Source organism: Thermobifida halotolerans (assembly GCF_003574835.2).
GTDB lineage: Bacteria > Actinomycetota > Actinomycetes > Streptosporangiales > Streptosporangiaceae > Thermobifida > Thermobifida halotolerans.
Window position 1 is genome coordinate 1,287,718 of record NZ_CP063196.1, and the last position, 14,095, is coordinate 1,301,812.

14 protein-coding genes are annotated in these 14,095 nt (G+C 71.8%); all 14 read left to right on the forward strand.

Annotated elements, in window-relative coordinates; genetic code table 11:
* The first annotated feature begins 24 nt into the window (after nucleotides 1-24).
* Nucleotides 25-876: a glucose 1-dehydrogenase gene (locus NI17_RS05665; protein WP_068692383.1), complete on the forward strand. Its 852-nt coding sequence runs from the start codon at nucleotides 25-27 to the stop codon at nucleotides 874-876.
* A complete protein-coding gene (locus tag NI17_RS05670) occupies nucleotides 873-3,023 on the forward strand; it encodes an acetate--CoA ligase family protein (RefSeq protein WP_068692385.1) in 2,151 nt (716 codons plus the stop codon). The genes NI17_RS05665 and NI17_RS05670 overlap by 4 nt, the downstream gene beginning before the upstream one ends.
* Nucleotides 3,017-3,805 carry an SDR family NAD(P)-dependent oxidoreductase gene (locus NI17_RS05675; protein ID WP_068692386.1) on the forward strand — a complete coding sequence of 263 codons (789 nt, stop codon included), beginning with the start codon at nucleotides 3,017-3,019 and terminating at the stop codon, nucleotides 3,803-3,805. The genes NI17_RS05670 and NI17_RS05675 overlap by 7 nt, the downstream gene beginning before the upstream one ends.
* A 293-nt stretch (nucleotides 3,806-4,098) precedes the next feature.
* Nucleotides 4,099-5,394: a TRAP transporter substrate-binding protein DctP gene (gene dctP, locus NI17_RS05680; RefSeq protein ID WP_068692387.1), complete on the forward strand. Its 1,296-nt coding sequence runs from the start codon at nucleotides 4,099-4,101 to the stop codon at nucleotides 5,392-5,394.
* A gap of 93 nt (nucleotides 5,395-5,487) precedes the next feature.
* Entirely contained in the window at nucleotides 5,488-6,027 is a 540-nt protein-coding gene (locus NI17_RS05685) for a TRAP transporter small permease (RefSeq protein WP_068692388.1), read from the forward strand.
* 12 nt (nucleotides 6,028-6,039) lie between these two features.
* A complete protein-coding gene (locus NI17_RS05690; RefSeq protein ID WP_068692389.1) occupies nucleotides 6,040-7,551 on the forward strand; it encodes a TRAP transporter large permease in 1,512 nt (503 codons plus the stop codon).
* Between the two features lie 12 nt (nucleotides 7,552-7,563).
* The gene (locus tag NI17_RS05695; protein ID WP_068692390.1) at nucleotides 7,564-8,763 is read left to right on the forward strand and encodes a cytochrome P450; all 1,200 of its coding nucleotides are present in this window, start codon (nucleotides 7,564-7,566) and stop codon (nucleotides 8,761-8,763) included.
* Nucleotides 8,764-8,768: 5 nt separating this feature from the next.
* Nucleotides 8,769-8,984 carry a ferredoxin gene (locus tag NI17_RS05700; protein WP_068692392.1) on the forward strand — a complete coding sequence of 72 codons (216 nt, stop codon included), beginning with the start codon at nucleotides 8,769-8,771 and terminating at the stop codon, nucleotides 8,982-8,984.
* Entirely contained in the window at nucleotides 8,977-10,206 is a 1,230-nt protein-coding gene (locus NI17_RS05705; protein ID WP_068692394.1) for a CoA transferase, read from the forward strand. Before NI17_RS05700 ends, NI17_RS05705 begins: the two co-directional genes overlap by 8 nt.
* Nucleotides 10,203-11,423, forward strand: coding sequence for a CaiB/BaiF CoA transferase family protein (locus NI17_RS05710; protein ID WP_068692396.1), 1,221 nt, complete (start codon nucleotides 10,203-10,205; stop codon nucleotides 11,421-11,423). Before NI17_RS05705 ends, NI17_RS05710 begins: the two co-directional genes overlap by 4 nt.
* Complete coding sequence (locus NI17_RS05715) at nucleotides 11,420-12,013, forward strand: FAS1-like dehydratase domain-containing protein (protein ID WP_068692398.1); 594 nt, start codon at nucleotides 11,420-11,422, stop codon at nucleotides 12,011-12,013. Before NI17_RS05710 ends, NI17_RS05715 begins: the two co-directional genes overlap by 4 nt.
* Nucleotides 12,006-12,461, forward strand: a complete 456-nt coding sequence (locus tag NI17_RS05720; RefSeq protein ID WP_068692400.1) for a hotdog family protein — start codon at nucleotides 12,006-12,008, stop codon at nucleotides 12,459-12,461. Before NI17_RS05715 ends, NI17_RS05720 begins: the two co-directional genes overlap by 8 nt.
* Nucleotides 12,458-13,627, forward strand: a complete 1,170-nt coding sequence (locus tag NI17_RS05725; RefSeq protein ID WP_068692402.1) for a thiolase family protein — start codon at nucleotides 12,458-12,460, stop codon at nucleotides 13,625-13,627. Before NI17_RS05720 ends, NI17_RS05725 begins: the two co-directional genes overlap by 4 nt.
* Complete coding sequence (locus NI17_RS05730; protein WP_234401996.1) at nucleotides 13,624-14,046, forward strand: Zn-ribbon domain-containing OB-fold protein; 423 nt, start codon at nucleotides 13,624-13,626, stop codon at nucleotides 14,044-14,046. The genes NI17_RS05725 and NI17_RS05730 overlap by 4 nt, the downstream gene beginning before the upstream one ends.
* Nucleotides 14,047-14,095 lie beyond the last annotated feature (49 nt).

Below are 14,095 nucleotides of genomic sequence, written 5' to 3' on the forward strand. Positions count from 1 at the left end.
GCACCGACCAGGAAGGAGAGGACGATGACCGAACGCCTGAGAGGACGCGTCGCGGCGATCACCGGCGGAGCCAGCGGCATCGGCGAGGCCACCGCGCGACGCTTCCACGCCGAGGGCGCCAGCGTCGTGATCGCCGACGTCCAGGACGAGGCCGGGCAGGCCCTGGCCGGGGAGCTGGGCGAGCGCGCGCTGTTCGTGCGCACCGACGTCAGCCGCGAGGAGGACGTCGCCGCGCTCGTCGACACCGCGGTCGACCGCTTCGGCCGACTCGACGTGATGTTCAACAACGCCGGGATCATGGGCGCGCTCGGCCCCATCGACGCCACCCGGCTGTCCGACGCCGACCTCACCATCGCGGTGAACCTGCGCGGCGTCATCTGCGGGATGAAGCACGCGGCCCGGGTCATGAAACCCCGGCGCAGCGGCGCCATCATCTCCACCTCCAGCCCCGCCGGGGTGCTGGGCGGGATCGGACCGCACATCTACAGCGCGGTCAAGGCCGGCGTCATCGGCCTGTCCAACTCGGTCGCGGCCGAGCTGCGCCAGCACGGCATCCGGGTCAACACGATCATCCCCGGGGCCGTGGTCTCGCCCATGACCGCCGGGATCGTCGTCGACGACGCGGGCGACATCGCCGGAACCCAGGAGGCGCTGAGCCGCACCGCCCTCATGGGGCGTCCCATCCAGCCCGCCGACGTCGCCGCGGGCGCTCTCTACCTGGCCAGCGACGACGCCGCGTTCGTCACCGGCGTCGTGCTGCCGGTGGACGCCGGACTGACCGGGGCGAGTCGGCCCTCCCCCTACACCTCGGGACGCTACGCACAACCCGTCGCCCTGCTGGAAGCCGGTCGACGCATCGGAACGGACAACCGATGAGAACCACGGTGACCCCCCAGCGGCTGCGGGAGTTCTTCCAGCCGCGCTCCTTCGCGCTCGTCGGCGCCAGCGACAAGTCGACCTTCTCGGCGCTGCTGCACCGCAACCTGGTGGCGGCCGGCCACGAGTCGGTGACCTACCTGGTCAACCGCAGAGCCGAGCGGGTCCACGGCCGCCGCGCCCATCCAAGCTGCCGCGCCATCGGCCGCCCCGTCGACCTGGCCTTCGTCATGGTGCCCGCGGCCGCGGTGGGCGACGCCCTGCGCGACGCCGCCGCGGCCGGGGTGCGCGGCGTGCTCGTGCTCAGCTCCGGCTTCGCCGAGGCGGGCGAGGAGGGGCGGCGCCGCCAGGAGGAACTGGTCGACCTCGCCGCCGAACTCGACCTGCTCCTGCTGGGACCCAACGTCCTCGGGTTCACCAACGTCGCGGCCGGGGTGCCCGCGATGGTGCTCGCCGACCAGCCGCAGGTGCCCGGCAACGTCGCCCTCATCTCGCAGAGCGGCGCCAGTTGCGGCGCGATGAAGGACTTCGCGGCACTGGCCGGGGTGGGCCTGTCCCACGTGATCACCGTCGGCAACGAGGCGATGGTCACCGTCGGGCACCTGATCGACTACCTCGTCGACGACGAGCAGACCCGCGCCATCGCGGTGTTCATGGAGGGCATCCGCCAGCCGGAGGTGTTCGCCGCCGCGACCCGCCGGGCGGCCGAGGCGGGCAAGGCCGTCGTCGTGCTCAAGGCGGGCCGCAGCGAACTGGCCGCCCGCGCCGCCGCCTCGCACACCGGAGCCCTGGTCGGCGATGACCGCGTCATCGACGCGGTCTTTGCCCGCCACGGCGTCATCCGGGTCGACACCATCGAGTCGATGCTGGTCACCGCCGGGGTCGCGGCCCACACCGGTCCGCTCGTCCGGCCCGGCGTGGGCGTGGTCTCCATCTCCGGCGGGGCCTGCGACATCCTCGCCGACCTCGCCCAGGACACCGGGACCGCGCTGCCGGAGCTGTCGGCGGCCACCGCCGAGCACATCAGGGCGGTCATGCCCTCCTACGGGCACGTGCAGAACCCGCTCGACATCACCGGGGCGGCCATCCTCGACCCCTCCCTCTGGGAGGAGGCGGTCGCCGCGGTGGGACAGGACCCCGGAATCGGGGCGGTGCTCGCCGTCAACAGCCTGCCGTGGCGCGAGGACGGCGCACCCTTCTACGGGCAGAAGTACGTCGACGCCATCGGCGCGGGCGCGGCCCGCTCCGCCGCGCCCGTCATCTACCTCACCCAGGTGACCCAGCCGATCGGCGCGCGGGCCCGCGACGTCCTCGACCGGGGCGGCCTGACCCACGTCGTGCCCGGCCTGCAGTTGGGCATCGACGCCCTGGCGCGGGTGGCGCGCTGGTCGGGCGACCGGCAGCGGCTCGCCGAGGAGGGCGGGGCGGGCCGGGTGCGCCCGCGCGACGTCGACCCCGTCCCCCTGTCCGAGGCCGACGCGCGCGCCCTGCTGGAGGACGCGCGCATCCCCGTGGTGCCCGCACGGCACGTGCGCTCCGCCGAGGAGGCCGAACGCGCGGCACGGGAGTTCGGCGTCCCGGTGGCCATGAAGATCGTCTCCGCCGACATCGCGCACAAGAGCGACGTGGGCGGCGTCCGCCTGGGCGTGGACGCGCGGGCGGCGGCCGAGGCGTATGCGCAGATCGTCGAGGCGTGCGGGGCGAACGCCGCCGACGCCCGGCTCGACGGCGTCCTGGTCTCCCCGATGCGCGCACACGGCCTGGAACTGCTCGTCGGGGTGACCCGCGACCCCGACTGGGGCCTGATGCTCGCCGTCGGCCTGGGCGGCGTCCTCGTGGAGGTCCTCGACGACGTCGCGCTCACCCCGCTGCCGGTCTCGCCCGAGCGCGCCCGGTCGATGCTGGAGGGCCTGCGCGGCGCGGCGCTGCTGCGCGGCGTCCGCGGCCGGCCCGGAGCCGACGTCGCCGCGCTGGCCGAGGTGGTCGCCGCCGTGGGACGGCTCGCCGAGGAGCTCGGTCCCCACCTGGAGTCCCTGGAGATCAACCCGCTGCGGGCCGCCGGATCATGCGTCGAGGCGCTCGACGTGCTCGTCACCTGGCGGGACTCCACCCCACACACGTCTGGAGAGGAAGCAACCGGATGCTGACCGACAAACGGGTCCTGGTCACCGGCGCGGGCAACGGCATGGGGCGGGAGATCGCCCTGGAGGCGGCCCGGCGGGGCGCCGCCCACGTCAGCGTCGCCGACATCGACGAGGCCGCGGCCGCCGGGACCGCGGCGGCCGTCGCCGAGGCCGGTGCGGAGGCCCGGGCGATCCGCGTCGACCTGGCCGACCCCGACCAGGTGCGCGCGATGGTGGAGCAGGCCGCGGCGGCCGGAGGGGGACTGGACACCCTGGTCAACAACGCCGGCGTGCTGGACTCCACGTTCACCGACACGCCGACGCTGGAGGAGTTGCCGGAGGACGCCTGGGACCGGGTCTATGCCATCAACGTCAAGGCGGTCTGGCTGGCCACGAAGTTCGCCGCGCCCCACCTGCGGGCCTCGCGGCGCGGCCCCTCGGTGGTGAACGCGGCGTCGGTCGCGGGCATGACGGGCTACGGCTCCCCGGCCTACTCGTCGAGCAAGGGCGCGGTCATCCAGCTCACCCGGTCCACCGCCATCGCCCTGTCTCCTCAGGTGCGCTGCAACGCCTACTGTCCCGGGTCGATCGAGACGCCGATGAGTCAGGCGCACCTGGCCGCGGCACAGGATCCCGAGGCGCAGTTGCGTTCGATGACCGGTGCGCATCTGATCCCCCGGTTCGGGCGGGTCGACGAGGTCGCCAAGGTGGTGTGCTTCCTGGCCTCCGACGATGCCTCGTTCGTCACCGGCGGGATCTTCCCCGTCGACGGCGGCACGACCGCCTGGCGCGGCCTCCGGAGCTGACCGGGAAGGAGGCGCTCGGCGTGTGCCCCCGCGCCGCCGCACCCCGGTGGAGCGGGGGCTCCTCGGCATGCTCTCGTCTCGGTCGAACTGGGGAAACCACGCACGGTGACCACGGTGCTCCGCACGGGGCAAGAGCACGAAATTCCTGCTCATGAACTCTTGACCGGTGGCTAAATCAGACTAATGATGATCAGGAGCAAGTGGCGCAGATCACCTGTCCGCCGACCCATCTGAGCGGCCGGCGCTGTGGAGCCGTTGCCCTATCTCCCCTGACCAAACAATGGAGTTCATTCATGGTCACACGACGTGAAAACAAGGATGCCGTCCTCAAGGCATCCTGCCTCGCTCTCGGGGTGGTGAGCGCACTGGCCCTCACCGGTTGCGCCGAGTCCGGGACCGGTGCCGGCGGCGGTTCCGGCCAGGGTGTCGAGTACGGGGCCAGCATGGAGGAGTACCAGGCGGCGTTCGCCGACGTGGACACCATCACGCTGACCACGCAGAGCCCCGCCCCCAAGGGGTCGATCACCGGCGCCAACGTCGAGGCCTACTTCGCGGCCCTCACCGAGTGGTCCGACGGCAAGCTGCAGTTCGACATCGCCTACTCCAACGCCATCGTGGAACCGGCCGAGACCGACGACGCCCTCATCGACGGACGCCTCGACATCGCCCAGGTCCTCCCGATCTACGAGCCGGCGGAGTACCCGGCCAACGCCGCCCTCATCGAGGCCAGCTTCCTCTCCGACCACAGCGTCGTCGTCGGCGCGCTGCAGTCCAACGCCTGGCCGCTGGAGGTCGCCTTCGACACCCCCGAGGTCATGCAGGAGTACGACGACAAGGGCATCAAGCTGATGGTGCCCTCCTACAACTCCGGGTCCAACGCGCTGTTCTGCAGTGAGGAGCGCCGCAGCCTCGACGACCTCAAGGGCATGCAGGCCGCGGCCGGCGGCCAGGCCCAGAGCAAGGAGGTCGAGGCGCTGGGCGGCTCCGCGGCGTCCGTCGCCTACCCCGAGCTGTACGAGAGCCTGCAGCGCGGCGTCGTCGACTGCAGCGTCTCCAGCCTCACCGTGGGCGTCCTCGGCGGGTTCATCGACGCCGCCCCGCACGTCGTCGTCGACCCCGACGCGGGCTTCGCGCTGGCCCCCGGCGGCATGGCGATCAGCCAGTCGACCTGGGACTCGCTGCCCCTGGTGGCCCAGCAGCTGATGTGGGACCGCCTGGACGTCTTCCTGTCCAGCAACATCGCCGACAAGATCTGGCCGAACATCGTCGAGGCGTCCAAGCAGGTCGCCGAGGCCGGCGGATCCATCGAGGTCTTCGAGGAGGACGCCCGCACCGCCCTCAACGAGGCCAACGCCGAACTGCTGGAGGGCCTGCGCTCCACCCCGGCCGTCGAGGACGGGGACGCGTTCGTCGACCGCATCGAGGAGTCGGCCGCCAAGTGGCTGGAGACCGTCGAGGGCGACCTCGGCTACACCAACGAGACCGACTACAACGGCTTCGCCGACTGGTACAGCGACGACGCGGTCGACATGGACCCCTACGTCGCGAAGGTGTACGAGGAGATCCTCCTGGAGCACCGCCCCTCCTGACCCCCGCACCCCGCAGCGACCCCCCGCGTCCGGGGCGGGCGGCCCCCGCCCCGGACGCCCCCTCCCACCGTTTCCCAGTCCCGCGGAGATGACATGACCGCACCACCGGCCTCGAAGGGCCGCCGCGCGATCGAGTTGCTCATCGAGGTGCCAGCCGTCGTCGTGGCGTTCGTGATGATGCTGCACGTCACGGCCAACGCCCTGCTGCGTTACTTCGTCAACAGCCCGATCCCCAACACGTTGGAGGTCGTGCAGTACTGGTACATGCCGATCGTCGCCTTCCTCGGCTTCGTCGCCGCGCAACTGCGGGGCCAGCACATCGCCGCGGACCTGGTCTTCCGGATGCTGCCCCGGGCGACCAAGCCCTACGTCACGGCGGTGGGCTGCGCGGCGAGCGCGCTGATGGCAGCGGGCTTCGCCTGGTACGGCTGGGGCGAGGCCGTGCACGCCTGGGAGATCACGATGACCGCGGGCGTGAGTTCCCTCATCTCCTGGCCCACCTACTTCCTGGTCCCCCTCGCCTTCGCAAGCCTGACCGTGCAGTTCGCGTGGGCCACGGTCCAGGCCGTCCGCAGTCCCGACGCCGACGACGCCGACGAGCTGTCGAGCGCCAAACAGCCGGCCTCCGTGTAGTTGGAGAAGACCATGACGAGCGCAACCGAGACCAGCCCGGCGCTGGACGACAACGGCAGGTCCGCCGGGACCGGAGCCGCGCGGGAGGGCCGCGGGCCGTGGATCGTGGCCGCGGTCACGCTGATCGTCCTCGGCGGCTCCGCGGTCTGCGTGATGCTCCCCCTGGTCCCCGAGGCGATCGGGATCATGGCCTGCGTCATGATGCTGTCCCTGCTCTTCCTGCGGGTCCCCGTCGCCGTGGCGATGATCATTCCGTCCCTGCTCGGCCTGTACGCCCTGCGGGGAATGCCGCTCATCGAGAGCACCCTGAGCACGCTGGCCTACAACAGCGTCTCCGACTGGACCCTCAGCGTGGTCCCGATGTTCATCCTCATGGGCCTGCTGCTGTGGCGGTCCGGCCTGACCGACGGCATCTACCTGGCGGGCCGCAAGTGGCTCAACTGGCTCCCCGGCGGCCTGGCCGTGGGGACCAACGTCGCCGGAGCGGGACTGGCCGCGGTCAGCGGCTCCTCCACCGGCACCGCCTACGCCCTGGCCCGCATGGGCATCCCCGAGATGCTCAAGGCCGGATACGACCGCCGCCTGGCCATCGGCTCGGTGATCGTCGCCGGCCTGCCCGGACAGCTCATCCCGCCCAGCATCATGCTGGTCATCTACGCCGGCATCGCCGAGGTCCCCATCGGCCCCCAACTGCTCGCGGGCGTCGGCCCCGGCCTGCTCGTGGCCGTCATGTTCACGCTGATGATCGTGGGCTTCGCCGTCGCCCGGCCGGCACTGGTGGGCAAGACCGGGGGCTCCGCCGTCGAACGGGAGAGGATCACCTGGGGCGAGCGCATGGCCAGCCTGGTCAGGATCTGGCCGGTGCCGCTGCTGATCGTCCTCATCGTCGTCGGCATGTTCTCCGGTGTCTTCACCGCCACCGAGGTGGGTGCCGCCGCCGCCCTGTTCACGGTCGTCGTCGCCCTCGTCCGCAAACGCGGGGACCGGCCGTTCGCCGCCATCACCGAATCCGCGGTCGCCACCATCAGCAGCGTCGGCGCGATCTTCTTCATCCTGGTCGCCGCCGGAGCCCTGACCAGCCTGCTCACCCTCACCGGCATCAGCACCGGCATCGCCGACCTGATCGAGGGCCTGGGTCTGGGCCGCATCGAGTTCCTGCTCGTGATGGTGGTGGTCTACCTCCTCCTCGGGATGTTCATGGAACCCATGGCCATCATGGTCCTGACCATCCCGATCCTGATCCCCACCCTGAACTCGCTGGAGATCTCCCTGATGTGGTTCGGCGTGTTCACCGTCTTCATGGGGGAGCTGGCGGTGGTCACCCCGCCGGTCGGCATCCTCGCCTTCATCATCCACGGGATGGTCAGGGACCCCGAGGTCAACATGGGCCACAAGATCAGCCTCAAGGACGTCTTCGTCTCCGTCGGCTGGTTCCTGCCCATGGCGATCGCCGTCGTCGTGATCCTCATCCTCTTCCCCGACATCGCCACCTTCATCCCCGACATCGCAGCCGTACAGAAGTAGGAGGTAGCAGCGATGACCACCCCGATCCGGCAGTGCCCGGTCAGCCACGCGGACTTCGGCACCAACACCGAGATCTACGGCCACTACGCCATGCTCGACGCCGAGCGCGAGGCCGACCGCTTCCGGTTCAACGACACCACCGACCGCGGCTTCCTCATGCTGCAGCGCTACGACGACGTGGTCGAGGGCTTCCAACACCACGACGTGTGGACCACCGAGGTCCGCAGCGCCATCAACCCCGAACCCGGGGTGCCGCTGCTGCCGCAGGACCTCAACGGCGAGGCCCACGCCAAGCTGCGCCGGGTGCTCAACCCGTTCTTCTCCCCGGCCGCCGTCAGGCGCATGGAGCCCATGGCGCACCAGCGCTGCGTCGAACTGATCGAGGAACTCCGTCCCAAGGGATCGTGCGACTTCGTCGCCGAGTTCGCGATCCGCTACCCCACCGACCTGTTCCTCGCGCTGCTGGGCCTGCCGGTCAGCGACGGCGAGTTCTTCCTGCCGTGGTCGGAGACGGTCTTCGCCGGTTTCTTCGGTGAGGACCCGGCCAAGGTCGCCGCGGCCAAGAACAACATCATGGAGTACTTCGACAAGGCCGTCCGGGAGCGCCGCGCCAACCCGCGCGACCCCAAGGAGGACATGGTCTCCCGCCTGATCGAGGCACGCATCGACGGCGAGCCGATCTCGCACGAGGACATCCTCACCATCTGCCTGACCCTGATGCTCGCCGGACTGGACACCACCCGCAGCGCGCTGGGCTACATCTACGCCCACCTGGCCCACAACGACGCCGACCGCCAGGCCATCATCGACCACCCCGACCTCGCCCCCAAGGCCGTCGAGGAGTTCCTGCGGATGTACCCGCTGGTCTTCCAGGCCGGACGCGAGGTCCAGGAGGCCACCGAGTTCCACGGCGTCGACCTGCGGCCCGGCGACGTGGTGTGGCTGGGCATCGCCCAGGCCAACCGCGACCCCCGCAAGTTCCCCGAGCCGGACCGGTTCGTCCTCGACCGCAGGGGCGCCAACCAGCACATCGCCTTCGGCGCCGGACCGCACCGCTGCCTGGGCATGCACCTGGCCCGGCTGGAACTGGCGATCGTGCTGCGCGAGTGGCACAAGCGCATCCCGCACTACCGCATCAAGGAGGGGACGGAGCTCGTCGAGCGCGGCGGACAGCTGACCCTGACGACACTGCCCCTCGAATGGGAGGTCTGAGACACGTGCGTATCTCCATCGAACCGAACAGGTGCATGGGGCACGGCCGCTGCTACGCGGTCGCCGCCGACCTGCTCTCCGACGACGAGCAGGGCTTCGTGGCCGAGTGCGGCCAGACCCTGGACGTCCCCGAGCACCTGCGCGACCAGGCCCGCGAGGCCGCCGACGCCTGCCCCGAGTCGGCGATCTCGCTGCTGGAGGCAACGGCGGCCGATGCTTGAGCACATCCGGGTTCTGGACCTGACCGACGAGCGCGGGCTGCTGTGCGGCCGACTGCTCGCCGACGTGGGAGCGGATGTGGTCCAGGTGGAGCCCCTCGACGGCTCCACCGCGCGGTCGGCCCCGCCGACCGCGCGCGGCGGGGCCGGACCGTCGATGTTCTGGGAGACGTTCGCGGCCAACAAACGCGGCGTCGCCCTCGACCTCGACAGCGAGGAGGGCCTCGCGACCGTCCGTGAGCTGGCCCGCCGCGCCGACATCGTCGTGACCTCGCTGCCCGCGTCCTGGCTGCGGCGGCGGGGCCTGGACCCCGACACGCTGCGCGCGGCCCACCCGCACCTGGTCTACGCGGTGATCAGCGCGTTCGGCTGGTCCGGGCCCAAAGCCGACTACGCCGACTGCGACCTCGTCGTCTGGGCGGCGGGCGGCCCGCTGGACCCGCACCGCGACGAGGAGCGCCCGCCGCTGCGCATCAGCGTCCCGCAGGCGTTCCTGCACGCCTCGGCCGACGCCGCCGCGGGAGCCCTGATCGCGGTGCTGGCCCGGGCGACGACCGCGCGGGGGCAGGTCGTCGACGTCTCCGCGCAGGCGAGCCTGGGCACCGCCACCCTCGCGCGGGTGCTCGCGCACGCGGTGGGCGACGCCCGACCGGAGTGGCACCGCCAGCCCGCGGCGGGCGGGGACCAGAGCGGCAGCGGCGCGGCCACCCCCAACCGCCTCAAGAAGTGGCGGTGCCGAGACGGCATGGTGGAACTCCACCTGTCCATGGGACCGGCCTCGGGGGAGTTCACCAACCGGCTCTTCGCCTGGCTACGCGCCGAGGGCGCGGTCGGCGAACGCGTCGCCGCCTGGGACTGGAAGACGCTGCCCCAGCGCATCACCGACGGCGAGATCACCGACGCCGACCTGGACGAGGCGCGCGCCGCGGTCCGGGCACACCTGGCCACGCTCACCAAGAGCCAGGTGCTGGAGGCCGCCATGAAGCACCGCCTGCTGTGCATGGCGATCTTCGACATGGGCGACATCGCCGACAGCCCGCACCTGGACGAGCGCGGCTACTGGGCGCGGGTGGACATCGACGGCGCCGAGGTCCGCATCCCCGGCGCGATCGCCCGTGTCAGCGGGGACGGGCAGCCGGGCGTGCGCCGCCGCGCCCCGCGCCTCGGCGAGCACACCGCCGAGGTCCTCACCGACTGGCTGGCCGCGACGGAGGTGGAAACGTGACCGGGCCGCTCGCCGACCTGAAGGTCCTGGACCTGTCCTGGGTCGTGGCCGGACCGCTGATCGGCCGCGCCCTCGCCGACTTCGGGGCGCGGGTGGTGCGCGTGGAGTCCAGCCGCCGCATCGAGACCGCGCGTCTCATGCAGCCCTTCCACGCGGGACGGGCGGGGCCGGAGAACTCCGCGCTGTACGGCAACTGCAACGCCGGCAAGCTGGGCATGACGGTCGACCTGAAGACCGAGGAGGGCCGCGGCGTCGTCCGCGACCTCGCGCGCTGGGCCGACGTGGTCGTCGAGTCGTTCTCGCCCGGGCAGATGGCCAGGTGGGGACTGGACTACGCCGAACTGTCGCGCGACAACCCCTCCCTCGTCATGCTCAGCACGTCGATCGCGGGCCAGTCCGGACCGTGGTCGGCGCTCGCCGGATACGGCAACGTCGGCGCGTCGCTGAGCGGGTTCCAGAACCTCGTCGGCTGGGAGGACCGGCCGCCGACGGGCCCGTTCGGCCCCTACACCGACTACGTCGGACCGAGGCTGGCCCTGGTGGCGCTGCTCGCCGCGATCGAGAACCGCCGCCACACCGGGAAGGGCCGCCACATCGACGTCGCGCAGGTGGAGGCCGGGATCTTCTTCCTGTCCCCGCAGGTCGCCCACTACGGCGTCGACGGCACCATCGCCCGGCGCCGCGGCAACCGCGACGAGCTGTACGCCCCGCACGGCGTCTACCCGTGCCTGCCCGACGGCGGCGCGGAACGCTTCGTCGCCGTCGCGGCGCGCGACGACGCGGAGTGGACGCGGCTGGCCGAGGCCATGGACCGCACCGACCTGGCCGAGCGCGCCGACCTGCGCACCGCCGACCGGCGGCGCGCCCACGCCGACTTCCTCGACGAGCAGATCGCGCGCTGGACCTCCGGGCTGCGCGCCGAGGACGTCGAGAAACGCCTGCAGGCGGTCGGCGTCCCCGCGCACCGGTCCGCCTCCAGCGCGGACTTCGCCGCCGACGAGCAGCTGGCGCACCGCGGCCACCTCGTGCGGCTGCCGCACCCGCTGCACGGCGGGACGACGGTGGAGGGACCGCGCTACCTGCTTTCGGACACGCCCGGCCAGGTCGCCCGACCGGCGCCGACGCTGGGCCAGGACAACGAGTTCGTGCTGCGCGAGATCCTGGGCTACCCCGCCGAGCGGATCGCGCGGCTCGTGGAGGACGGAGTGCTGGTATGACCACGACACGGACCGAGGACTGGAAGGCCGAGTGGCAGCCCGTCATCGACGCGGTGGGCCAGGACTTCTCCTCGGGGGAGACCGTCTTCGGGGCAGACCCGGTCGAGCGCGGAGCGATCCGCCGCTACCTGGAGCCGCTGGAGTTCGACTGCGCGCTGCACACCGACCCGGAGGCGGCCCGGGCCGCGGGGTTCGACGACGTGACGATGCCCTACACCGGGGTCGTCGCCTGGACGATCCCGCCGCTGTGGCGGCCCGGCGAGGTGCTGTTCGACAGCGACGACCGCGACGCCCAACCGGTGCAGACCCCCATCAACAACCAGGACATGCCCCTGGGCCCGAGGACCACCGGTTTCTTCGGCACCGACATCGACATCGACTTCCTGCGCCCGGTGGTGGCGGGGGAGCGGATCGGACGCCGCGGCAACCGCCTGCTGTCGTGCGCGCCCAAGGAGACCTCGGTCGGCCGCGGCGCCTTCCTGAAGTGGGAGAGCGACGTGGTGACCGAGAGCGGCGAGGTCGTCGCGCGCATCCGCATCGGCACCTACGCCTACGTGCCCAAGAACGAGACTGAGGCGAGCGATGACTGACACCAGGACGCAGCGGTACTTCGAGGACGTGGAGGCCGGCGAGGAACTGCCGGGCGTCGCCTACCCGCTGACCGTCTACCGGCTGGTGATGGCCGCGGGAGCCAACCGCGACTTCAACTCCATCCACCACAACACCGAGTACGCGCGCGGCACCGGCGCCAAGGAGATGTACGCCAACACCTCCTTCCTGCTGGGGGTGTGGGAGCGGTGCGTCCGCGACTGGATCGGCCCGGCCGGAACGATCCGCGGCATCCACGGCTTCCGGATGCGGTCGTTCAACTATGTCGGCGACACCGTGCGGGTCCGCGCCAGCGTCGAGGACACCAGGGTCGAGGACGGCGCGGGCGTGGTCGAGATCGCGATCAGGTGCGAGAACTCGTCCGGAGTCAGCGTCGGACCGGGAACCGTGGAGGTCACGCTTCCGCGGCGTGGAGAGGAGCAGGCGTGAGCAGCACACCGACCGCCATCGCCGGGCTCGGCATGACCGAGCTGGGCAGGGTCTACGGCCGCACCCCGGCCCAGTTCGCGCTGGAGGCGGTCACCGGCGCCGCCGCCGACGCGGGCCTGAGCCTGGACGACATCGACGGCCTGCTGGTCAACCCCGGCGTCGGCAACGACACCGACCTGCGGCTGCAGTCCACCCTGCAACTGCGCGGCCTGCGGCTGCTGTCGACCGTCCAGGGCTTCGGGTCCTCGGCGATCCAGATGGTGCAGTACGCCTCGATGGCGATCTCCGCCGGAATGGCGGAGGTGGTCGCGTGCGTGTACGCCGACGCGCCCCTGAAGGAGGGCAAGGGCAGCGGCGCCGCCTACGCGGGCGGCGACCGGGCGCTCAAGGGGGTGGAGTCCCTGCCCGCGGCGGCGGGCCTGAAGTCCGCCCCGGCGCGCTACGCCATCGCGGCCCGGCGGCACATGGAGGCCTACGGCACCACCAGCGAGCAGTTGGGCGCCGTCGCGGTCGCCGCGCGCCAGTGGGCGACGATGAACCCGCTGGCCCAGATGCGCGAACCGATCACCCTGGCCGACCACCAGAACTCGCGGCTGATCGCCGACCCGCTGCGGCTGCTCGACTGCTGCCTGGTCAGCAACGGCGCCATCGCCGTCATCGTCACCAGCGCCGACCGGGCCGCCGACCTGGCCCAGCCGCCGGTGCACGTGTGGGGCTGGGGACAGTCGCACCCCGGCTACCCCAACCACCGCGACAGCGACTTCGGCCTGGTCAGCGGGGCCGCCCAGTCGGGTCCGGCGGCGCTGAGGATGGCCGGGGTCACCGTCGACGACATCGACATCCGCGAGATCTACGACTGCTTCACCTACACCACCCTGATCACCCTGGAGGACTACGGGTTCTGCGCCAAGGGCGAGGGCGGCGAGTTCGTGGCCAGCGGCGCGCTGGCCCCCGGTGGCAGCCACCCGACCAACACCGGCGGCGGTGAGCTGTCGTCGTACTACATGTGGGGCATGACCCCGCTGTCGGAGGCGGTGATCCAGGCCCGCGGCCAGGCAGGTCAGCGCCAGGTCGCCAAGAACGACCTCGTCATGGTGAGCGGCAACGGCGGGGTCCTGGACTTCCACGCCACGCTCGTCGTCAGTCCGCACGCCAGGAACGCATGACCATGGGAGCCGAGATGTCCATGACCCCCGTCGTCCGCGACGAGTACTCCGCCCCGTTCTTCGACGGCGCCGAGCGGGGCGAGCTGATGCTGCGCTACTCGCCGAGCAGCGGCTGCTGGTCGGCTCCCGAGGCACGGGTGTGCGCGACCAGCCGCGCCGCCGACCTGGAGTGGCGCGTCGCCTCCGGCGAGGGCGAACTGGTCAGTTGGACCGTCATCCCCGGCCGCCCCAGGGACGGCCGCCCCACGACCGACACGGTCGTCGGGATCGTGGAGACGGCGGAGGGGCCGTGGCTGACGCTGCGGATCGTCAACGCCGACGAGGCGGCCCCGGCGGTGGGCGCGCCGGTGCGGGTGGAGTTCGTCCGCCCCGAGGGCGGGGAGTCCGTCCCGGTGGCCCGACTCGCCGCGCGGTCCTGAGCCGCCCGCGGCCATCGGGTTTCTTTGTTTCTCTGTTCTTTCCGTGGGA

Coding starts and splice junctions, on each gene's coding strand:
- NI17_RS05665 (WP_068692383.1), top strand. CDS start 25: ATGACCGAACGCCTGAGAGGACGCGTCGCGGCGATCACCGGCGGAGCC.
- NI17_RS05670 (WP_068692385.1), top strand. CDS start 873: ATGAGAACCACGGTGACCCCCCAGCGGCTGCGGGAGTTCTTCCAGCCG.
- NI17_RS05675 (WP_068692386.1), top strand. CDS start 3,017: ATGCTGACCGACAAACGGGTCCTGGTCACCGGCGCGGGCAACGGCATG.
- dctP (WP_068692387.1), top strand. CDS start 4,099: ATGGTCACACGACGTGAAAACAAGGATGCCGTCCTCAAGGCATCCTGC.
- NI17_RS05685 (WP_068692388.1), top strand. CDS start 5,488: ATGACCGCACCACCGGCCTCGAAGGGCCGCCGCGCGATCGAGTTGCTC.
- NI17_RS05690 (WP_068692389.1), top strand. CDS start 6,040: ATGACGAGCGCAACCGAGACCAGCCCGGCGCTGGACGACAACGGCAGG.
- NI17_RS05695 (WP_068692390.1), top strand. CDS start 7,564: ATGACCACCCCGATCCGGCAGTGCCCGGTCAGCCACGCGGACTTCGGC.
- NI17_RS05705 (WP_068692394.1), top strand. CDS start 8,977: ATGCTTGAGCACATCCGGGTTCTGGACCTGACCGACGAGCGCGGGCTG.
- NI17_RS05715 (WP_068692398.1), top strand. CDS start 11,420: ATGACCACGACACGGACCGAGGACTGGAAGGCCGAGTGGCAGCCCGTC.
- NI17_RS05720 (WP_068692400.1), top strand. CDS start 12,006: ATGACTGACACCAGGACGCAGCGGTACTTCGAGGACGTGGAGGCCGGC.
- NI17_RS05730 (WP_234401996.1), top strand. CDS start 13,624: ATGACCATGGGAGCCGAGATGTCCATGACCCCCGTCGTCCGCGACGAG.